The organism is Sphingobacterium puteale (assembly GCF_003627955.1).
GTDB lineage: Bacteria > Bacteroidota > Bacteroidia > Sphingobacteriales > Sphingobacteriaceae > Sphingobacterium > Sphingobacterium puteale.
Genome location: NZ_RBWS01000005.1, coordinates 49,168 through 72,884, shown reverse-complemented (window position 1 = coordinate 72,884; position 23,717 = coordinate 49,168). Strand labels below are relative to the sequence as shown.

The following is a 23,717-nucleotide window of genomic DNA, read 5'->3' as shown; positions in this document are numbered from 1 at the left end:
ATTTTAAGCAATACGTTACGCAAAACGATATTAAGTTTATGATAAGGACATCGTTGGTAGGTTTACTTCTTTCGATCGTGTCGGCCGAAATGCTTTTTGCTTCGGGCGCATACGGCCAGTTACTCAATAAAAAGATTACAGTTTCTTTTAGTGAATCCAATATTCCGGCAGCTTTCGAGCGTTTGGAATCCCAAAATATACATATCGCTTTCGATGCCACGAAATACAATCTGGCAAAGAAAAAGGTCAATGCCAAAATTTTTAAAAGTAACAGCGTCCGGGACGTCATGCGTTATCTGCTCAGAGAGACTAATCTGATGGCTCATGACAACGGGGTCTATATTACATTGGTCGAAAAGCCGGTACAGCAGGATGGGCGCATCTCAGGTAAAGTGATTGATGATCGCGGTCAGCCGTTGGCTAATGCCAGCATCAAACTGATCGGTGCCAATAAATCAACCCAAAGCGGTATCGATGGTAGCTATGTGTTGAATGCCGAACCGGGAACCTACATACTGGAAGTTAGTTATCTCTCTTACCAGACCCAGCGTATTGAGGGGGTCAAAATACAGGTCGGACAACGGACAGGATTAAATATTGCCATGAAGGCGCAGGTAAATGCGTTGGAGACAGCTGTTGTCAGCGTATCGTTTAAAAAAGCTTCCGTAGCGGGATTGTATGCGGCACAAAAAAACGCAGCTTCGGTAACGGATGGTATTTCGGCTGAACAAATCTCCCGCACACCGGACAATGATATGGGACAAGTTTTGAAACGTGTTACCGGAGTGACAACGGTTAATAATAGAAACGTAATAGTACGGGGTATGTCGGACCGCTACAATCAGGCCATGCTGGATGGGGTCGTGATTCCAAGTACTTCGCAGAATAGACGTGATTTTTCCTTTGATATTATCCCAACAGAGATGGTCAGCTCGGTGGTGGTCAATAAAACGGCAACACCGGATGTATCCGCTGAATTCTCGGGCGGACAGGTTTCGGTGAATACATTAGATATTCCGGAGAAGAATTTTACGACAATACAATATGGGATAGGAGGAAATTCCCGTACAACAGGCAAAGACTTTTACCGTCTTGGGGAGCGGAAAGCATCTGAATTTTTTGGTTTTAATCATTCTTCTTCAAAACAACCTGAAGGGATATTGCCTTGGTATTGGAATGGTGAAGCCCGACGTCTGGATGCGCCTCCCGGGTATGTACTGAACGATCCAAAGTTAAATGAAGAATTGTTAATGCCGGGTTCAAATCTCAAGTATAATGACATTGATGCAATATCCCAATCGAAACAGGTCAATGCAGACGCTATGAAACTATATCGTTATAAAGCCAATCCCAATCAAAATTTTCGGTTTGCATTGGGGCGACGGTATAATCTTTCAAATGGATTATTGTTTGGTTTCTCTGCTTCTACGAATATTCGAAATGAACAGAATATTGTAGCCTTCAATAATGTGAGAGGATCCGCTATTAATGGAGCACATTACATTGACAGTACAGGAATCGGCTTAAATGGAGCTGGCACTTCTTATCGTTTTAGTAGCAGTGGTGGTTTAGTCGCAAATTTTGGGCTACAGGGGAAGGATTTTAAGCTCGCATTCAAAAATATGTATGCCCGTACTTATAATAATACCTATAATGAAAATATTCGAGCAGCTTTCGCCGATCTTAGTAATGTTCCTGCAAAAAATCAATATCAGTTGCCAGAAGCAATGTCCTTACAACAACACCAGATAAGTGGTGAGTATAAACTGCCTTGGAAGATTAAAGCCGAAGGAATGTTTGCTTATAATAAAATCAAACAGCAGATTTTAGATGAACGAAAATTAAGATATAGATTGACAACTGTAATGGATGGTGAATATATGTTTCAAACTCCAAATTTACTAAATATTTCAGGATGGTCTAATTCATCTGTGCTAGGAAAAGATTCCCGGATGTGGACACAGATTAATGAGAATGATTATAATTGGGCTGTGGCATTTTCCCGCATCTTTGGAGAAGGGCAATCAGTCAGCACTTTAGCCAAAATTGGCTATCAGGGCTGGTCGAAGCAACGGGATCTTTCCATATTCCGTTTATTACCTTTTACTCGTTCTTATTTGCCCAATGATCCTTCAAAACCAGCTCCTGCAATTGAAGCGCCCTATGATGTATTGTTTTCTCCGGAGAATATTGGAAATGATGTAGGGCACGCTTATTACTACCCTGAGCTCATTGGAGGGAACGTATATGATGGAAGTATGCAATCACATGCTGGATATTTTATGTTGGATCAGAAATTTTGGGATAAATTACGCTTGGTGTATGGCGTCCGTGCAGAATATTATAACCTGAAAAATCGCCAAGATGAGATGTTTAGAAAGCAGAATGGTGATCCGAATGATGACAAAAATAATTTTATAAAGTACAAATTGCTAGTGCGTGAAAATAACTGGAAATTTTTACCATCCATTAATGCTACTTATAGTGTGACCAATACCTTTAATGTTCGAGCTAGCTATTCAAAAACCGCAATCCGTCCAGATTTTCGAGAAACAGGTTTTTTTGGATTTTATGACTTTGAACTGGATGCGATTATTTCAGGGGATAATGTGGAATCAACCTTTATTGATAATGCAGATCTGCGGTTGGAATGGTATCCAAGTCCTGGTGAAATTATATCCTTAACTGGATTTTATAAATATCTGGATAAACCCATTGAATTGGTCGAAGATGAATCATTTTCGGGTGGTGAATATTATGTTTTTAATAATATGGAATCTGCTAAAAATAAAGGAATAGAATTTGAAATCCGTAAAAATTTAAGTTTTATAGGCGATAAAGATTGGCTCACTAAGCTTTTTATCTCAGCAAATACAACATTTTTAAGTTCTAAAGTAAATGTACTGAGTTCGTGGAAGTATAAGATTGTTGACGGAAAGGAGTTGCCAGATAGGATCAAAGATAGATCTCCTAATCAGGATCGTCCTTTGATTGGTCAGTCACCATGGTTGTTAAATTTTGGAATTGGCTATTGGGGGGACTCTTTTGGAGCGACTGCTAGTTATAACCATAGGGGCTATAGAACGAATATTACCTCAGTGAATCCCAATAGGATAGAATACGAACTGGCACCAAAGCAATTAGATTTTCAAATATATGCACGTTTTTTTAAAAACAGGTTAGAAGCTAAGTTAAATATGGCCAATCTGCTTGATGACTGGACACGCTACTATCAGAATACCGAAGGATATAATATAGGAAATGAAAACGGGATATACTCAATTGAGAAATTAAAAGGGGATAATAGATACAATAAAGCGGATGGGGATATTATAACCTATCGCAAAAAAGACGGGAGAAGATATAATCTATCCCTGACATATAATTTTTAATAAGATAAAACTATCTGCGCGAGGCAGTTTCATATCACTCCTTAATAATGTAAATGAATTCCGGGTTTGTCCAATAGCACAACAGGAAGATAAAATAGAAACAAAAATGGGTGATTGAAAACAACTATGCAACCTTATGAAATGCTATCCCATAGGGCGCATAGTCTAAAAAATGATCTTGTGATGGCAAAACTAGTAATTATTTAACACAAAATGAAAAAAATCTTAACAGTAGCAAGCGTATGCGCAATCGCATTGGCTTCTTGTAACAAAGACAACGTAGGACCTAATTCAGATTTGAATGCTGGTTTGCCGAGCAAACCTCAGGCAACAATCCCAACAGATGCGAACGGTATTATTACTAAAACTACGCTATCTGCAGATACCGTATGGAAAATTGATGGTGTTGCTTTCGTAAAACCAGGTACTACATTGACTATTTTACCAGGTACGTATATTACTTCGGGAGCAACAAAAGCTTACAGTGATCAAACGACCGGATTGACACATCATATTAAAGGGGTATTGGTTGTGCCAAAAACAGCGAAATTAATTGCTAACGGTACAGCTTCTGCGCCGATCGTATTTACTTCTCCAAACGCGGCGGGATCTCGTAATCCTGGTGATTTTGGTGGTGTTGTATTATTGGGTAGCGCAACAACAAACCAACCTACAACAACAAAAATTGAAGGATTGCCACAGCCAATAGGAACTGATGTGTCATATGGTGGCGCAAATGCTGCAGATAATTCAGGCTCATTAAAATATGTACGGATTGAATTTGCAGGTTACAATCTTAATAATAATAACGAAATCAACGGACTAACTTTAGGTGGTGTTGGTACTGGTACGACGCTAGAAAATATCCAAGTATCTTGGGGTAAAGATGATGGATTCGAGTTCTTTGGTGGTACTGTCAATGCGAAATACTTAGTTGCATTATCAAACGACGATGATGATTTTGATTTCGATCATGGTTATACAGGAACAATTCAATATGCCTTATCACTAAAGGATCCTAATTCTACAAATAGCACATCAAGCGGTAGCTCGGATTCAAATGGTTTGGAGTCGGATAACGAAGGTACAACGCCATATGCAGCGACGCCTAAGACTCGCCCAGTATTGAAAAATTTTACATTCCTGGGAATTAAGGATGCTGCTGTAGCTGGTACAAAACTGAAATTTGGTAACCGTTGGAGAAGAGCTTCACAGTATGATATTCAAAATTCGATTATTGCAGGTTATGCCACAGGTGCTGCATTCCAAGATGGCGCAACAGGTACATTTACGGGTAATGTTATACATGCGTATACAGCAGCTTTCAGTGGTGCAACACCCGCTGGAAATCAAACAAATGTTTCAACGGATGCAACAACGTATTTGAAATTGGCTGGTGCTGCTAATATCTTTTATCCAACAAGCCCATATAATCCAGCTGTTTTGAGGCCATTATCGACTTCACCGGCATATGGTGATGGAAGTACAACTTATAAAGGTGCATTCCATCCAACAAATACTGTCTGGACTGCTGGTTGGACGCAATTTGCGCCAAAAACTTATTAATATTTATTTGTTGAGTGAGCCATTTCTATGGCTCACTTTCTTAATTACTTTATATATGATTAAAAATATATTTATCTTTTTTGTAACTCTATGGGTTGGATGTGTGTTGTCCTCCTGTCAAAAAGGGGAGGTCATTGAAGATCAGCGGCAATTGGCACGCGTGTCTTTTAAAGCTTATTCGGGCGAAAATTTAGGCATAAAAAAGATATCCATAGATGGTGAATACACTAAATATGATAAGGATCAAGCTAACTATCTTTTTTTCTTTGATAAGAGTAAAGATACTTCTGATGTGATTGCTTTTGGTGATGATGAGAAAATCGTGCTGCAACAGCGCTTGCCGTTGAAAAGTGGAAGCAATATTTTTGGAGTATATCCCAAAAGTCCGATAGACCCAACATTAGTAGTTGGGGAGAATCCCTTAGATGGGTCAGAACCAAATCAGGGGAATTTTCAAGTCAAAATATTGAACTACAATAAGATTATTTCTCCAAATAGTGAACCGATACGCCTGGCTATTTATAGTGGAACAATGGTTTTTAATGAAAACACATTTGAGGAAAAGATGGTTTATGATGATGAACCTCTTTTGATTACTGATTTGATAAGTGATCAAATACCAGACAGCTTTATTCAGATACCATTTGAAAGATCTTCATATTTAAGAGCAACGGTACTGGATAAAGATGCCAAGCCATTCTTGGTCAATGGGCAATCAGCCTATGTGTTTATTGGAGGATTAAATGTAGATAAACCAATTTCTATTTTATATCTTCCTAATAAAGAGCCCGACGTAATTTTCGATCGTGATTGGGTGACTTTTCTTGATGGGCCCGGTTTTGAATTGTTTGATATATGGTTAAAAAAATAAGAGATTTAAAGAAAATACCGCCAAGTCAATAATTAAATTATAGGTAAATCAATTAGCATAAATTTATCATGAAAGGTATCAGTGATTTAAAACATCGTAAACTATTGGCGATCTCTTTGGAAATCCAAGGAGATGTGAAACATGTTATTGATTCGGAAGTGCTTTACAAATTGCGTCGGGAATTTACCAATCTGAATGAACTGTACAGGCAATATAGCGAACTATTACAGCAATTAGAGAGACTGGTGCAGGACTATGAAACGAAAGAACGAACCATACGTTCTGAAATCTTGTCTCGTCCTCTTCGCAAGTTAGCCAAAAATGGGAAGACTGGAGCTAATCTGCGTATGGTCATTACCTCATTAAATTCCTGCGCACACTGATGAAACTACTTTTCGGTCTTGTCTTGTGCGCTAACTTCAATAGGTATTGTCTGATAGCTACTTCCCATATATTGGGGAGCTATATTACTGGTTCTTTCTGTTGTATTATTGGCAGCGCTTTTGGTTCTGGTATTTTTATTGTCGATTATTTGTAATACTTCCTGTATCAATGGATCTCTGGTGTCACCTATTGGGGCCAAAGGTAAAAAGGCAAATTCGTCGATCTTGGTAGAAGGAGTAATTCCATCGCTATAATCTCCCTGTCCCACTTTATTGTAGATTTTATAAATCATAGGGATCAAATGCCAGGCTCGTTCTGTACCATGAATTTCTTCGGGGGTGGATATGGTGGTCGAAGCCATATCCTTTCCGTACGTTTTGTCTCCAATTTGAATCACTTGTAAATAGGGACGCAATCCATTGATTAACATTTCGGATGCAGATGCCGTATTTGGTCCCGTGAGCATATAGATTCTTTTTAAATGTAAACCTTGCTTTAAAATTTCTGTTGCCATAAATGAATAGCCGTCGGGCTGTCCTTCCAACGCAGCTGCAAAGCTGTCTGCTCTATTTTTGAGGTTTTTGTTGCCTTGGTATTTGGTAAAAATGTCATTTTCTTTGATATCTGCCAATAAGAGCGCGCAAAACGCGGCAAAAGCGACTTGGCCACCTGGATTGTAACGTAAATCGACAACAAGTTCCTGTACCTGTTGGGACTTGAAATTTTGAACTGCTTCCAATAATGAATAAGCTCCACTAAAGTCAAATTGACTTAAGAACATATAGCCTACTTTGGGGGAGGAGGAGATGAGCTTGGCGGTATAGAGGATGGGCTGCGAAATATAAGAAGAGGGGAGGATAAATATTTTGCCATCGTTTCGCGTCAATTGCATTGCCGGTAAAAGCAAGGATTTGCTTAGTAGGGATTTCAGGTTGCTGTGACCAATGGGCTCGTTGTTGATGTGGGTGATGCTGTCTCCCCGTTTGAGTCCCATTAAATCCCCTTCGCTGAAGGGAACAACTTGGGTTACAAGTTGGATGGTTTTGTCGGTTGTTTGGAGTTGCACCATATCGAACCCAAAAGTGTTCGTTAATGTATTACCATAGGTGTCGCTGTTGAGTGTCTGTAATATGCCGGAGTAACGGTCGTCTTGAAATAGAATACCTTTAAAAAATAGATCTGGAGCTTGCTGATAGTCGTTTGGTTGTCTGATTTTATCATTCCAATAATAGTATTGCCGCATCTGTTTCAGTGTCCATTGATTGATCGCTTCATTTGAGCCTGGTTCGTTTAAGGGCGGGTCTTTTTCACAAGCGGAAAAAATCAGCGAAAAAAGGGCCAAAACAAGAATTTGTGGTTTACGCATTTTTTATGATCTTAGCTTAATAAAAATACGGATAATGTAAGTTTTGTTGGTGTTATCTTTTTGTTTTTCAAATGTTTATTTACTATAAACACAAGAGAGTTATCAGATTTAGTCTATTGATTCCATAAAAAAAGGCATCACTTGAAAGTGATGCCTTTTGGCTGTAGAGATCGAATAATATCGATTAATAAAGTGTAAACTCTACACGACGGTTTTGTTGACGACCATCAGCAGTTTTATTGGATGCAATTGGTTGGTCAGGACCATAACCTGTAGCTTCGATGCGTGAAGCATTTGCGCCTTGAGATACCAAGTAAGCTTTCACTGACTCAGCACGCTCTTTGGATAAACGCATATTCAATTCGCGTGAACCTGTGTTATCTGTGTGCCCTGCTAATTTCAAGCTAAAGTTTTTCTCGATCAACAATTCAGCTACTTTGTTTAATGTTGCGTATGAAGTAGGACGGATCGTCGATTTGCTTAGATCAAACTCTAAGTTTTTGATCGCATCAGCGACAACTTTCTTGTCTGCTTCTGTGACAACAACTTTCTCTACGACTCTAGTTTCGTTTTTTACTGTGATTGGACAGCCGGCACCATCTACTTGCACACCAGAAGGTGTTCCTGGACATTTATCGTATTTGTTTGCAACACCGTCACCGTCATCATCTTTCAGGTCACTGTTCAAACCATCCAATTGACTTTGTAAAGCTTGGTTTTTTGCGTTTAACGCATCATTTTGAGCTTTTAAGTCATCGTATTTTACCGTATAATCACTTACTAGGGTCGCTACAGGGTTTGAATTGTTCAAGGCTGGTTTGCTACCGCTACCCAAAGCAAACTCTAAACCTGCGTGTGCGTAAGTGAACAAGTCGTTTTTGTCAATTTTTGGTCCGCCAGCTGGGTTAGCCAAATTGTCGAAGCGTTGATTTACCCAGTTCAGCTGATAACCCAATTCAAAATTGATGCCTTTTGCAACGGCAAATTTAAAACCGAAATCAGCAGGTACAAAGATTTTTGAATAAGAATCGCCATACTCACCTCTGTTTCCTCCGGTAATTCCAGCGGTTTCGGCATTCATTACACCCACACCAATAGATGCGTAAGGTTTGATGAAGCTATTGAAGAATCTCCAGTTGGTATTGGCCGCTAAAAATTCTCCAGATAAAGCTACTGACCAAGGAGTTTTTGTTTCAAAACCGGTTTGCTTGTCATCAGCTGTATAGCCAGAGGTTTTGCCGCCAAAATAAGTTGCCTTGATTCCGAACGAAGGTGAGATTTGCTTTTTGATATAGGCACTGTAACCTAGGTTCCAGTCCAGTTTGTCATAACCTCCATTATTTAACTTGGCAATGTTTTGTAAGCTAGTTACGCCAGCGCCCACACCGATGGACCAAGTCCTGTATTGTGTTGCCGGACCAAATGGAGTTGTGCCTTCAATTGATGACTGCTTTGCACTTTGTGCAAAGGATGCGGTCGAGATAATTCCTGCCGCGATTAGTAATCCTGATTTTTTAAGGCTAATTTTCATAATGTGTTCTTGTAAAATTTTCTACTATAAAATTCTTGTTAAATTAATTCATTGACTACTCTTGCAATAAATTTGCCAAAAATTATTTGGTCAATCTACTCGGCCGAAAAAATTTGGTACCTCAATTTCAAAAGCCATGTGCTTAACAATATTTTCAGTAAAAATGTTTTGAAAAAAAGTTTTTCTACTTTTTGTAATCAAAATCACATCAATATCTTCATCTCTGATAATCGTATGTATTCCGTTTGCGATGTTCTCTCGTGAACCGGCGAAATAGCTCGGCGCTTTGACAATATATGAAATGTCTTCAATGCCTGTTTCAGCAATAATCTGTTCAATCCATTTTTCGAGTTTTTGGCCTAATGTATTGATTTCTAGTTCACTTTTGTTGATATGGATAAGTTGTAAATGGAAGTTTTTCCCATACAAAGGAATCGCTTGCTTAAGCACTTCAAGCTCACCGGGCTTAAAATTTGTCAGCAATGCAATGTTATCTTTTTTTAATTTTACGGCATTTTTTGGGATTGCCAATACGGGAATTTTTGACTCTTTAATAACGTCATAAGTGTTGCTTCCGATTAGTACAGATTCGAGTCCGGTGACTCCTTTTGTTCCCATAATCACGGCCCGATAGCTATCTTTTATCTCTTGTTTATCCAAAGATTCTGCTAAAATCCCGTTCGTAAACAGAGTAGAAATTTTTAACGAAGGATATTTTTGTAGCAGTTCGGCGACAAGTTCCTCCATCTTACGATGAGCCTCATCTTCGGTCGGGTCTACTAAATGCTTCGCATTTGCAAATTTATTGATATGTGAAGTGAAGGAGTGAAAGAGTGTAATTTCATCATGTGTTTCCTGCGCGATCTGGGCTGCATAGGCTGCTGCGATTCGTGCATTTTCGGAAAAATCTACGGGTATTAATAATTTAGACATAGCGATATACTTAATTATGCTTTGGTAAAAAATATTGGAACTAAAGGATGGCTAAACAATGCTTTTGCCACTGATCGGGTGAAAGCACGTTCAAAAAATGATTTTCGCGAACGTGTCACCAGTAATATCTTGATCTTTTCAGCATGGATCATTTCATTGATGACCTCAGGGACGGTGTCGAGATCTTCAATATCTCCCTGTATCGAGTCGACTTCAATAGCGATGTTGGTGACGCCGATATATTTTTTGATTTTATATTTCCACACTTCCAATTTGTCTTCAATCCGGTTTTCTGAAGAATGATCATAATGTACATGCATCAGTTTTAATTCAAAATCTTTGCCCATGATATTGACAAAATCCCGAACCGTCTGCACCTCTTCTTCCTTGAAATTGGACAATAAACCAACTTTGTCAAGTTGTTCAAATGACACCTCTGCGGGGATGGCCAAAACGGGAATTTTTGATTTTTTACTAATGACATAGGTTGTACTGCCGATAAGTTGACTGTCATCATTTGTAATCCCTTTTGTGCCCATAATCACGAAATCAAAGCGATCAGGTGTAGCGATATCAGGTAAAGTCTCTGTGATCATGCCGCGCTCACATTGGGTCGTAACCTCAAGAGCAGCATTCATGGACGTAATCTGTTCGGCAAGCTTCTTAATCAGAATATCAGCTTTAAATATAGGACTCTGTTTACCTGTGGAACCTGTTTCCTCCTCGAATACAGCGGAAGCTGAAGTGTAATTGTGGTAAAGGTGAATGCTGTACCCTTTCTGAGTTGCCAGACCCACAGCGTAATTTACCGCATTGTTAGAATGTGCCGAAAAATCTACGGGTAGTAGAATGTTTTTTTTCATTGGAAGGAATTTTATCTGCGCTATCTTATCTTAAATTTCTATTTCGGTATAGGGTAACTATTCAAAAGAATCGTTGTTGAGGCCCCTTATCCCTATCAAATGTAATAAAACAAATGCAATTGTGGATGGGTATCAGTCAAAATGTTTTTATTGTTAAACGTATTGGAACTAATTATGATGATACAAAGTTGGATAACATTTAATGCTTTTAAAATGATGTATTTAATGTATAATGATGATTACCGTCATCTTGAAAATAGAATAACCCTGTCCGCCTGAATCTTAAGTCCTGATCTTTTTGTTAGAAAAGTCAATTTTCTATGCAGAAGATAGGCTGTTAAAATCGTTGAATCGAGGTTATTATCTGGTATTCTACATTGCATAACAGACCAATTTTGAGTAAGTTTGCACATATTTTTAGATAATTAAATGACAAGTAGAGAAATTCGTCAAGCCTTTTTAGACTTTTTTAAAAGCAAGGGGCATCAGATAGTACCTTCAGCACCAGTAGTTGTAAAAAATGATCCGACATTGATGTTTACCAATGCAGGGATGAACCAGTTCAAGGATTTATTCTTGGGAGAAGCACCGATTAAATTTCCGCGTGTTGCTGATACGCAGCGCTGTTTGCGTGTTTCAGGTAAGCATAATGATTTAGAGGAAGTTGGTATAGATACTTACCACCATACCTTATTCGAGATGTTAGGAAACTGGAGCTTTGGCGATTACTTTAAGAAGGAAGCTATTGCTTGGGCCTGGGAGCTATTGACCGAAGTCTATAAGCTCGACAAAGATCGTTTATATGTGACTATTTTTGAAGGCGATGCAACTGAAGGTTTGAACAGAGACATGGAAGCATTCGATTTCTGGAAGCAGTGGATAGCCGAAGATCGTATCTTGCTTGGCAACAAAAAGGACAATTTCTGGGAAATGGGAGAGACCGGTCCTTGTGGACCTTGTTCTGAAATCCATTTTGATATGCGTAGCAAGGAAGAACGGGCACAGGTTTCAGGGCAAAGCCTTGTCAATGCAGACCATCCACAGGTGATCGAAATCTGGAATTTGGTCTTTATGCAATTCAACCGCTTGAAAGATGGTTCACTTCAAACTTTACCCGCGAAACATGTGGATACAGGGATGGGCTTTGAGCGTCTTGTCAGATGTATTCAAGGCAAAACCTCAAATTATGATACAGATGTCTTTACGCCGACCATTGATTTTATCGCTGCCAAGTCAGGGATAAAATATGGCTTAGACGAAAAGAGTGATATCGCAATGCGCGTGGTATCTGATCATATTCGTGCCGTTAGTTTTGCGATAGCGGATGGACAATTGCCCTCTAATAACAAAGCAGGCTACGTAATCCGACGTATTTTACGCCGTGCTGTACGTTATGCTTATACGTTTTTGGGATTTAAAACGCCATTTATTCATGAGCTTGTTCCGGTACTGGCAGTACAATTCAGCGGTGTATTTGATGAATTGATCCAACAGCAGGATTTCGTGCAGAAAGTAATCTTGGAGGAAGAGGTTTCATTTTTAAGAACCTTGTCCACTGGTGTACAACGTTTTGAAAATTACGTGGAAGATCATACACTTATTAATGGTGACTTTGCGTTCGAATTATACGATACTTACGGTTTTCCAATTGATCTAACTGAATTATTAGCGCGGGAGAAAGGATTGTCTGTTGATATGGATGGTTTTAAACAGGCACTTCAGATTCAAAAAGATCGCTCGCGGGCGGCAACAGCGATAGATACTGGTGACTGGGTTATCGTTAATGATGATGAGGGCTTCGAATTTGTAGGCTATGATACATTGACAGCAAAGACAGAAGTCGTAAAATACCGTAAAGTTGTCGCAAAAAATAAAGAACAATACCAACTGGTACTTTCTGTCAGTCCATTTTATGCAGAAGGAGGAGGTCAGGTAGGCGACTCCGGTGAATTGATTTCGGAGGAAACGGGCGAAAAGATCTACATTACGGATACAAAAAAGGAAAATGGAATCTTCGTCCATTTTACCAATAAGTTGCCATTGGATCTTAACGGAACCTTTATCGCCGAGGTTGACAGCACCAAAAGATTGGATACGGAGAATAATCACTCCGCAACCCATCTATTGCATGCTGCACTAAAACAGGTATTAGGTACACATGTAAATCAAAAAGGTTCATTGGTCAATGCGGATATCCTACGTTTTGATATTTCTCATTTTGCAAAGATGAGTGAGGATGAGATCAAACAGGTAGAGGATATCGTAAATGCTAAAATTCGTGAGAATATCCCGTTGAAAGAAGAACGGAATGTACCTTACCAACAGGCTTTGGATTCAGGTGTAACAGCTTTGTTTGGTGAGAAATACGGTGATTTTGTTCGTGTGATTACTTTTGAAGACCAATTCTCCAAAGAGTTATGCGGGGGAACCCATGTGAAAGCAACGGGGCAGATCGGATTCTTTAAGATTGTTTCTGAATCGGCTGTTGCTGCGGGAGTACGTCGTATTGAAGCGATTACGGGGACGCGTTCAGCTGCGGTAATTCGTGAGCATTTTGAATTGGTACATCATTTAAAAGAACTCATGAACAATCCAAAGGACTTTGTATCAGCCTTGGGTAAGATCATCGACGAAAATGGTGCACTGAAAAAGGAAATTGAGAAAAGTATTACCGAGAAATCTTTGGCGTTGAAATCGGATCTGGAAGCAAAGATAGAGCAGGTTGGTGATGTCAACTTTTTATCGACTCTGGTTGATCTCCCTAATGCAGAAGCGGTTAAAACCTTAGCCTATGCTGTAAAGGGAGCTGTCAATAATTTGTTTTTGGTTATAGGAGCAGAATTCGACGGGAAACCAAGTTTAACTGTTGTTATTTCAGATGATTTAGCAAAAGAAAAAGGTTTGAATGCAAGCAATATCGTCCGTGATCTGGCAAAAGATATCCAAGGCGGCGGTGGCGGGCAACCTTTCTTTGCGACAGCGGGAGGTAAAAATTCTGCGGGATTAAAAACCGCGATTGAACGTGCGAAGGAATTTTTAAGTTAAATTTGCGTATTTAAATCGGAGACTTAGGATACTTATTTGAATAAGTTTCAAGTTTATCGGAAGTCTCTCCGAAAATTCTATGCTATGAAACTATCCTAATTATCCAAACCGGGTGTAACGAGCTCGTAAATTTGACTGAAGAGCAATTTATGAATGAATAATAACAAGGGTGGAAAGCAATAAATAGGATAGTTTCTACAATAAAAAAAGGAAACCGAGTGCTATTAACATCCAGTTATGGATGGACTTGAAGCGCTTACAAAACGATATATAGATGAAAAAGGCAGTTTTTTTAGTAGCTGGAGTGGTTGGATTGATGTTTGGTTGCCAGAATAAAGAGCAGTTTACCATCGAAGGAAATATAGAAAACCCCGGTAATATAAAAGTTATCTCCTTGTACGAAGGGGATACCAAGCTGGATTCTATGTTTTTTGGCGATAATAACAAATTTCAGTTTGTGCGTCAAGCGAGTCAATCTAGGCTGTTGTCGTTACGCGTCGGTAAAAATCGTTATGATCTTATCGCTTCTCCGGGTGAGACAATTTCATTTAAAGCCGATTTGCATAAGGACGTCAATGATTATCTTGTTGAAGGATCTGAATTGTCGAAAACAATACAGCCATTTGCTAAGGAACGGAACCATCGCGATTATGTGCAAGATTCTCTTCAGGGTGTCTTTTCCAAATTAACAGCGAATTCGACTGCTGACGAAATAGAAAAACTTCGTGCAGAATATAAAGCCAAATTTGCGAATGAACTTCGTAACTATACCAGCAAGGCGGTTGATTTTTCCAGTAAGCATAATGATCTAGCTGGATTTTACGCCATCTCAACACTGGATCCTGAAGTAGCAGAGGCAGAAATAATTGCTTATGCAGATAAAATTAAAAATGAATTTACGGAAAATAGATATGTGACGCAGTTTAAGGAAGAAACCCAAAAACTGAAGAAAATGGCTATTGGTCAACCGGCACCGGAACTTACATCTTTTACACCTACTAACAAGGAAGTAAAGCTGTCCAGTTTCAAAGGGAAATATACTTTAGTGGACTTTTGGGCCTCTTGGTGTATGCCCTGCCGTCAGGAAAATCCGAACCTCGTCAAGTTGTATAATGCTTATCATACCAAAGGTTTCGATATTCTATCTGTTTCATTTGACGACAATCCCGGTTCGTGGATGCGGGCTATTGCAGACGATAAACTTACTTGGACCCATGTGTCTGACTTGAAAGCTTGGACTTCACCGGTTGTAATAGACTATCGTGTCAAGGCTTTGCCAACATCCTATATCCTCGATCCGAACGGTATTATCGTTGCAAAGAACTTGCGTGGCGAAGAGCTGGCAGATTTTCTGAAGAAAACAATTAAGTAATCAATGTGTTATTGTTAATTGAAATATTACTTAATGATTTGGTAACATTAGATTAACCGATTGTTATCATTTTGTTCATATTTTAGCAAAAAAATAAGACAAATGAGTTCTTCGAAACAAAAGATTTTAATTGTTGATGACGAAAAGGATATCTTAGATTTAATTGCATTCAACTTAAATCGTGAAGGTTATCAGGTCTCTACAGCGCACAATGGAGAAGAGGCAATACAAGTTGCCAAACAAGTAAACCCGGATCTGATCATCCTCGATGTGATGATGCCCAAGATGGACGGTATTGAAGCTTGTCGCATCATGCGCGCGATGCCTGAATTCAAAAATACCTTTATGGTATTTTTGACTGCCAGAAGTGAAGAATATTCGGAAATTGCCGGATTTCATGTTGGAGCGGATGATTATATTGCCAAGCCAATTAAGCCCCGAGCGCTGATGAGCCGCATCAATGCGATATTAAGAAGAAATGCGTCGGAGGAGTCTGATTCTTCTGTACAGGACAAAATCGAGATCGCGGATCTGGTGATAGACAGAGATTCCTTCCTAGTCTACAAAGGAGAGCAAAAGATTGTGCTTGCCAAAAAGGAGTTTGAATTACTCTACCTGTTGGCATCCAAACCCAATAAAGTTTTCACAAGAGAACAGATCCTAAAAAGTATCTGGGAGGACTCAGTGGTTGTCACCAACCGTACGATAGATGTACATATCCGTAAGCTCCGTGAAAAAATAGGCGACGATTATGTGACCACTGTAAAAGGAGTAGGTTACAAGTTTGATAAAGAATAAAAGAAGAGGCTTAGGCCTCTTTTTTGTTTCCAGCCCGGATTTTTGTGCTTTTTTTAGAAAAAGCCGATGTGTTATGATCCAATAGGTATAAGGATGGATGTTATCTGCTTTTTGTCGCCTTAATAGGACAACTCTTTTGAACAGATAACTTGGTATCACGACAACAAATCTTTACTTTTGACAGATACCAAAGTAAAGAGATCAACATGTCATCTATTCTTATAAAATCTGCACAACTTGTTAACGAAGGTAAAGTTGAGGCTGCTGATGTATACATCAGCAATGGTCGAATCGAAATGATCGCACAGGAGATTAACCATCCTGCGGATCAGGAAATCAATGCTGAGGGGCTACATCTGTTTCCGGGACTGATTGATGACCAGGTTCATTTTAGAGAGCCCGGATTAACCTATAAAGCGGATATCTGGCATGAAAGTCGGGCTGCGGTTGCAGGTGGGACAACTTCCTTTATGGAGATGCCAAACACGGTTCCCAATACCTTGACACAAGAACTGCTTCAGGATAAATATGATATTGCAGGAAAGAATGCATTAGCCAATTATTCATTCTTTATGGGAGCCGCTAACGATAATTTAGAAGAGGTCCTGAAAACCAATCCACGTAATGTCTGCGGTATAAAAGTATTTATGGGATCGTCCACTGGCAATATGTTGGTCGATAATGAAAAGGCCTTAGAAGGTATTTTTGCTAACGCTCCGACATTAATTGCGACACACTGTGAGGACGAAGCAACGATCAAGGCTAATCTGGCAACATTCAAAGAAAAATATGGTGAAGATGGATTGAAGATTGAAATGCATCCCTTGATCCGCTCTGAAGAGGCTTGTTACCTGTCTTCATCCAAGGCTGTGGAATTAGCCAAAAAGCATGATACGAGATTACATATTTTACACATATCAACAGCAAAAGAGATTGAGCTATTTCGGAATGATATTCCATTAAAGGACAAGAAAATTACGGCGGAAGCCTGTATCCATCACCTTTGGTTTTCTGATCAGGATTACGCGACAAAGGGAAATTTTATTAAGTGGAATCCGGCTGTTAAGACGGCCAATGATCGTGATCATATTCTTAAAGCTGTATTGGATGGACATATTGATGTCATAGCGACAGATCATGCCCCACACACAATCGAGGAAAAAACACAGCCATATGCATCAGCTCCTAGCGGTGGCCCCTTGGTTCAACATGCTTTACAAGCATTATTGGATATGGTCAAATCAGGTAAAATGACCTTGGAACAATTGGTTCAAAAGTCAGCACATAATACGGCAACATTGTTTCAGGTAGAAGATCGTGGTTATATTCGTGAAGGTTATTGGGCGGATCTTGTACTCGTAGATTTGAATAAACCCTATACCGTCTCAAAATCAAATATTCTTTCTAAATGCGGATGGTCACCATTTGAAGGCCATACCTTTAGTTCAACCATCGAACATACCATTGTATCTGGTAAAGTTGCGTTTTCGAAAGGACAAATCATTGAAAAGGGCGCTGGTGAGCGACTGTTGTTCAATAGGTAATTAGCTTAATATGGAAAAAAGGGCTTTTATAAAATCAATTGCTTTGGGCGCATTGGCCATTCCGGTGTTAGGGGCTGGGCGCGCTACAGAAACCGTGACAGGCTTAAAAGAGCCAGCTACTTTGCTGGCAAAGAAGCTAAAGTTCGGTGATACGATTGGATTGATAACTCCCGCAGGTGTATTGGACGATGAGGAATCAATTACTATCGCTCGCGAGATCTTTGAAACATTGGGGTTTAAAGTGAAAGAGGGGAAACATATCCGTAGCCGTTATGGTAATTTGGCGGGGACAGATCAGGAGCGTATCGCCGATATACATGATATGTTTGCTGATAAGGCTGTCAAAGCAATAGTTTGTGTCAGGGGAGGCTCGGGAACTTCCCGTCTTCTGGACAGACTTGATTATAAGATGATCGCCCAAAATCCTAAAATTTTGTTGGGCTATTCAGATATAACGGCGTTAATTCTGGCTTTGTATGCGAAAACCGGACTTGTTGCTTTCCATGGTGCTGTCGGTATAAGCACATGGACGAAGAAGCTTGCCGATGCATTTAATGCGCAATTTGTAGCGAATAAACCTGCGGTATTTGAAAACCCTAAATCAAAAGGGGATAATATTGTACAGACGAAAGACCGGATAGCCACAATTTCTCCCGGTACTGTCGATGGCGTACTGCTTGGCGGAAATATGACGGTATTGACCGGATTATGTGGTTCGGCCTATCTACCCGATTTTAAGGATAAGATCCTTTTTATAGAGGAAGTGGATGAAGATATGGAACGTGTTGACCGGATGTTTTGTCAGTTGAAAAATGCAGGAATATTGGCGGTGATCAAAGGTTTTATTTTTGGGAAATGTACCAATTGTAAGCCGTCGGGAGGCTATGGCTCTGTGACATTGGATCAGCTATTCAATGATTATATCAGGCCCTTGAACGTGCCTGCTTATAGTGGAGCTATTATTGGACATATTGCGGAGCAATTTATCCTTCCGGTAGGTGCAAAGGTGAGAATGGATGCATCGCAGGGAACGATCACCTTACTTGAGGGAGCCTTAAAAGATTAAGATGAATTTAGTAAAAGAAGATTTTATCAAAGCCTTTTCTTTATATGAAGAAAAGGCTTTGCAGCATAGGCGATTTAATCATGCTGATATCTTGCCACTTTTGCAAGGAAATGAGATCAGTAAGCAATTTATTGTTGAAGAGATTGGACAGTCAGTAGAGGATCGTTCGATTTTTAGGTTGAAATATGGGCAAGGGCCCATAAAGATTTTGTTATGGTCGCAGATGCATGGGGACGAGCCTACGGCAACAATGGCGCTGTTTGACCTGTTTAATTTTTTTAATGGGGAGACGGATGGTTTTGATAACTTTCGAAAGGAAATAGCGGAGAAACTGACTTTATATTTTATTCCGATGTTGAATCCCGATGGCGCAGAACGTTATCAGCGGAGAACGGCGATGGATGTGGATATGAATCGCGATGCACGTGCTGTTGCAACGGTGGAAGGCGCTCTTCTGAAAGCGCAGGCGATGTTACTAAAACCTGATTTTGCATTTAATCTCCATAATCAGAATAATTACTATAATATCCCTGGTACCGCCACCCCAGTAACAATTTCCTTGTTGGCCCCAGCATATGATTATGCGAGAAGTGTTAATACGGTTAGAGCAGATGCAATGCGGGTAATCGTGGGAATAAATAAGATACTGCAGGAATTTATTCCGAATGCTGTCGCGAAATATGATGATGAGCATACCCCCCGTGGTTTCGGGGACAATTTTCAAAAATGGGGTGCCAGTACCATTCTGATTGAATCAGGAGCCTACGCTGGTGACCCTGAAAAACTGGAAGTTCGAAAATATAATTTCATTGCGCTTTTACACGTCTTTCAGGAAATCGCGTCGGGATCCTATCTGGTACATGATATTGCAGATTACAACGCAATTCCTTTTAATGATGAAAAGCTTCATGATGTTTTGATTCGAAACTTATCCATCGAAAAAAATGGTAAAAGGATGTTGGTAGATGTGGCTATTCGACAAAATGAAAAAACTGTCGCGGGTGACTATTACGTAGAAGGTGTGATTGAGGATATTGGCGATTTGCAGGATTTCTACGGATATACCGATATTGATGTCGAAGGACTCCAATTTACTCCATCAAAATTGTATTCGGAGCGGATATTTTCACTGGCGGATTTAACTTCATCATTTGTAGAAAGTCTATTGAAACAGGGGTATGGAGCAATTGTGGTTTCTGATAATTTAGCGCAGACTAGGTTGCATTCTTTTCCTATCCAAGTATTGAGTGGTGCTAATTTCCAAGCTGAGAGCTGTCTTCGGTTAGGTGGTAGTGCTGATTTTTTTATTGGATCCGAAAAGGAGGTACAATATGCAGTGATAAATGGTTATCTGATCAATTTAACGCAATCGATTGATAATAAATCAAAAAATGTAGTGAAATAATACTGTTTTATCGCTTGAAGTAATAAATAGCCCATAATTCAATGGGCTTTTTTGTTTTTTTGTCTTTTTTATGCCTTGTTCGGAATTAATTAAAATACAACAAAAATTTTACATTCAATTCTAATTAATCTATATTTGGCGCTAGAATCTACTAAGTAAGAGAGACTAACTTAAAACCATCCCACTAATTATGTCAGAGAAAACAAAATTATTTTTCGCATTGACTTTAGTAGCGTCAAGTGGATATGCATTCGGTGTACATGCTATGCCGAATACTGCAAATACAATTGAGTACAAAGTCACACAACAGGAGATTACCGGTCGAGTCAGCGATAAGAACGGACCCATTGTAGGGGCTTCTGTCAGTGTTAAAGGATCTGCGATAGCGACCTATACCGATCAGCAAGGGCGTTTCAAATTAAGTAAACTGAATCCCGGATCGATTATCGTCGTATCCTACGTAGGCTATGGATCTAAAGAAGTGAAATATGAAGGCCAATCAAATCTGTCTATTTCTCTAGATGCCACATCAACCGATTTGGATGAAGTGATGGTCGTAGCCTATGGTACGACAAAAAAGTCGACTTTCACAGGATCCGCGACTGTAGTTAAAAAGGAACAGCTGGAAAAAATAGGCGGTTCGGGATTTGCTGAAACCCTCCAAGGGATGAGCCCAGGGGTCAATGTAACTAACAACGAAGGTAACCCGGGTGGTGATTCACGCATTCAGATTCGCGGGATCAGTTCCATGAGCGGTTCATCCAATCCATTGTATGTGGTGGATGGTATGCCATACGATGGCCAATTAACATCTATTGCTCCTTCCGATATTGAATCCATTACCGTATTGAAAGATGCGGCGGCTTCATCGCTTTACGGATCAAGGGCGGCCAACGGTGTTATCGTAATCACTACCAAAAAAGGTAAAAGTGCTAAACCCACATTGAACTTTAAATCCGCTTGGGGGACTTCAGACAATGCTATTGGGAACCCAACCAAAGCTACGCCTGAAGAACAACTTCTAAATACCTGGGAGGGAATGTATAACGACCAATTTTATCGTTATAACAGGACTTCTAAAGAGGCTGGAGACTGGGCTTCAGCGAATGTGCTCGGTAAATTACTGAAAAAAAGCAGTGCCGGTGTGTATGTTTCTCCATTTAAGGATATCAATGAAAATTATGTGCTTCATGATGGCAATGGCAACGCTTATATAAATCCCAAACTCCAAAAAATCTGGAACGAATCTGACTATGATTATTACGGCGCCGTATTCTCCCGTAAATTGAGACAGGAGTATAATCTGGATGTGAGCGGGACCGCAGGTGATGGGAAAACCAATTATTTCTTATCATCAAATTATCTGGATGATAAAGGTTATGCGATGAACCAATATTTTAAACGCTATGGTTTCAGGGCGAACGTGACTTCGCAGGTGACCGATTGGTTGCAGTTGGGAGGAAACATGTCTTTTTCTTCTTCCAGACAAAATCTATCCGGAGCAAGCAGGGCCCTGGATTTTAGTACAACATTGACCTCACCCTGGTTGCGGAACGCGGACAATACGGATTGGGTGTATTCAGAAAAGACCGGACGGCGCATGTATGACTATGGTACTTACGGTAATAACTTTTTTGGAATCCATGTGTTGAATAATGGCGGTGATTACTGGGACAATCCAAATGATGAAGGATTTACCAATAACCAGCGTAATATGATCTCAGCCCGTTATTTTGCGGGGATTAAATTGCCCTACAACTTAAATTTTAAATCAAGCATTAGCATAGATAATAATGTTTATAAAGAGTTTACTTACGGTTCGGCAGTGCATGGCCCCGGTCAACAGGCCCCTTATGGGACTAGCGTATTGACCAGTGGTGGAAGCGCGGGTAGAGTAAATAACGAAACACGTGCTGTTACATTCAATAATATTTTGACCTGGGAGCAAGATTTTGGTACGCATCATCTATCTGCTTTGGCAGGTCAGGAATCCTATACCAGAAATGTTGTGGGCGATAATGGCTATGGTGAAGGTATTATGCAGCTTGGGCAATATGAACTGACTTCAACAACAACAAACTGGTCTGTTGGTTCATACAAAGACCGTTATGCCTTATTATCTTATTTGGCTAAAGTAGATTACAATTATGATGACAAATACTTTGCGTCGGTCTCTTTCAGACGCGATGGATCCTCTCGTTTTCATCCGAATAATCGCTGGGGGAACTTCCTATCGGGTGGTCTTTCGTGGAAGATATCAAAGGAGAATTTCTTAAAAGAAGCGACCTGGCTGGATAATTTATCGTTCCGTAGCAGTTATGGTACTACAGGAAACGACCGATTGATTCAACGTCAGCTAAATGGTGTAGCAGGAGGCGAATTCTTATACGCTTATCAGGCCTATTATAGTGCCGATAATCTCTATGGATTGCCGGGGTTAAATCCTAAGACTGTTGCTGCCCCCGATCTGCAATGGGAGAGAAATAAGCAGTTTAATGTTGCTGCCGATTTCGCATTCTTAAAACGTTTTTATGGAACGATTGAGTACTATTCCAGAAATTCGTCCGATCTACTTTTCTATAAAGAATTTCCGCTGTCGGCACAGGCAGGTGCTGCGAACGGACAGAATATGAATCTTGGTAATCTGCAAAATAGCGGATTCGAGTTCTCTTTAGGCGCTGATATTTTCAGAAAAGATCATTTTAACTGGAAAGTTGATGGCAACCTATCGACCTTAAAAAATGAGGTCACCTATCTACCTAGTGGAGCTTTCACATTTAATAACCGGGGGGCGGGTTACCGCCTTGAAGAGGGACATTCCTTATATGATTTCTACATGGTGAAGAATGCCGGCGTTAATCCGGATAATGGTAATATGCAATATTGGGTGAAGGATGATAAAGGGGGCTGGAAGATTTCTGAAGACTATGTTGGTGAGGTTACCTCCGATGATTATCAGTGGATCGGTTCGGCATTGCCAAAAGTATATGGTTCATTGACCAATAGTTTTAAAGTGCATGGATTGGATTTCTCCTTTATGTTCTACTATTCGCTTGGTGGAAAGATGTATGATTATTCTTATTCTGAGCGTAGTACACTCCGTGGCGGTGTAGGGGTGACTCAGGAGCTGGTTCAGGATCGCTGGCGTAAACCGGGGGATCACGCACTTCTGCCAAAGTGGTCAGATGATAATTATGCTTCGACACGCAGGGCTTCCGATTTTTATATTTTCGACAATGACTATGTACGTCTGCGCAATATTACGCTCGGTTATTCCATTCCTAAAAGTACCTTGCAAAGATTGGGGCTGGCGAATGTCAGGTTTTTCGTATCTGCGGATAATCTATTGACTTTCGGCTCCGCAAAAAATCGATATACCGAGCCAGAAACAGGTCTGTCTGGTAATAACTATAACGGTAATGCAGATACGGACAATGGTCGACAAGGGGCGAGAAGAATCTATACCGGTGGATTACAGGTGACATTTTAAGACGGAATAAATCGACAAAAAACTATAGAAGGCGCTCATGTGCTTGGCACGTATCATCACGGCCATGTTCGTGCCTAATGATCGTTTTATT

15 protein-coding genes are annotated in these 23,717 nt (G+C 40.0%); 11 read left to right on the top strand and 4 right to left on the bottom strand.

Annotation, left to right across the window (positions count from 1 at the left end):
* Positions 1-38 precede the first annotated feature (38 nt).
* From D7322_RS05945 to D7322_RS05930, 4 genes are all read left to right on the top strand, one after another.
* Positions 39-3,392, top strand: coding sequence for a TonB-dependent receptor (locus tag D7322_RS05945; protein WP_245971262.1), 3,354 nt, complete (start codon positions 39-41; stop codon positions 3,390-3,392).
* Positions 3,393-3,605: 213 nt separating this feature from the next.
* On the top strand, positions 3,606-4,958 hold the full coding sequence (locus tag D7322_RS05940; protein WP_121122249.1) for a hypothetical protein: 1,353 nt from the start codon (positions 3,606-3,608) through the stop codon (positions 4,956-4,958).
* Between the two features lie 55 nt (positions 4,959-5,013).
* Entirely contained in the window at positions 5,014-5,829 is an 816-nt protein-coding gene (locus D7322_RS05935) for a hypothetical protein (protein ID WP_121122247.1), read from the top strand.
* A gap of 68 nt (positions 5,830-5,897) precedes the next feature.
* Complete coding sequence (locus D7322_RS05930) at positions 5,898-6,212, top strand: hypothetical protein (RefSeq protein ID WP_121122245.1); 315 nt, start codon at positions 5,898-5,900, stop codon at positions 6,210-6,212.
* A 5-nt stretch (positions 6,213-6,217) separates the two neighbouring features.
* Here the strand turns inward: D7322_RS05930 and D7322_RS05925 are convergent, their stop codons facing one another.
* The 4 genes from D7322_RS05925 to D7322_RS05910 form a co-directional block, all read right to left on the bottom strand.
* Positions 6,218-7,579 carry a S41 family peptidase gene (locus D7322_RS05925; RefSeq protein ID WP_121122243.1) on the bottom strand — a complete coding sequence of 454 codons (1,362 nt, stop codon included), beginning with the start codon at positions 7,577-7,579 and terminating at the stop codon, positions 6,218-6,220.
* A 184-nt stretch (positions 7,580-7,763) separates the two neighbouring features.
* Entirely contained in the window at positions 7,764-9,110 is a 1,347-nt protein-coding gene (locus D7322_RS05920; protein ID WP_121122241.1) for an OmpA family protein, read from the bottom strand.
* A gap of 90 nt (positions 9,111-9,200) precedes the next feature.
* On the bottom strand, positions 9,201-10,043 hold the full coding sequence (locus D7322_RS05915; RefSeq protein ID WP_121122238.1) for a universal stress protein: 843 nt from the start codon (positions 10,041-10,043) through the stop codon (positions 9,201-9,203).
* Between the two features lie 14 nt (positions 10,044-10,057).
* The gene (locus D7322_RS05910) at positions 10,058-10,906 is read right to left on the bottom strand and encodes a universal stress protein (protein WP_121122236.1); all 849 of its coding nucleotides are present in this window, start codon (positions 10,904-10,906) and stop codon (positions 10,058-10,060) included.
* A 429-nt stretch (positions 10,907-11,335) separates the two neighbouring features.
* Here D7322_RS05910 and alaS point away from each other — a divergent pair, with 429 nt between their 5' ends.
* From alaS to D7322_RS05875, 7 genes are all read left to right on the top strand, one after another.
* On the top strand, positions 11,336-13,951 hold the full coding sequence (gene alaS, locus D7322_RS05905; RefSeq protein WP_121122235.1) for an alanine--tRNA ligase: 2,616 nt from the start codon (positions 11,336-11,338) through the stop codon (positions 13,949-13,951).
* Between the two features lie 274 nt (positions 13,952-14,225).
* Complete coding sequence (locus D7322_RS05900) at positions 14,226-15,323, top strand: TlpA family protein disulfide reductase (protein ID WP_121122233.1); 1,098 nt, start codon at positions 14,226-14,228, stop codon at positions 15,321-15,323.
* A gap of 102 nt (positions 15,324-15,425) precedes the next feature.
* Positions 15,426-16,121 (top strand): response regulator transcription factor, encoded by a 696-nt coding sequence (locus D7322_RS05895; protein ID WP_121122230.1) that lies wholly within the window; start codon positions 15,426-15,428, stop codon positions 16,119-16,121.
* A 206-nt stretch (positions 16,122-16,327) separates the two neighbouring features.
* Entirely contained in the window at positions 16,328-17,665 is a 1,338-nt protein-coding gene (locus tag D7322_RS05890; protein WP_121122228.1) for a dihydroorotase, read from the top strand.
* A gap of 10 nt (positions 17,666-17,675) precedes the next feature.
* Complete coding sequence (locus D7322_RS05885; RefSeq protein ID WP_121122226.1) at positions 17,676-18,731, top strand: S66 peptidase family protein; 1,056 nt, start codon at positions 17,676-17,678, stop codon at positions 18,729-18,731.
* A 1-nt stretch (position 18,732) separates the two neighbouring features.
* Positions 18,733-20,136, top strand: a complete 1,404-nt coding sequence (locus D7322_RS05880) for a M14 family zinc carboxypeptidase (protein ID WP_121122223.1) — start codon at positions 18,733-18,735, stop codon at positions 20,134-20,136.
* A 190-nt stretch (positions 20,137-20,326) separates the two neighbouring features.
* Positions 20,327-23,626 (top strand): SusC/RagA family TonB-linked outer membrane protein, encoded by a 3,300-nt coding sequence (locus D7322_RS05875; protein ID WP_121122221.1) that lies wholly within the window; start codon positions 20,327-20,329, stop codon positions 23,624-23,626.
* Positions 23,627-23,717: the final 91 nt, after the last annotated feature.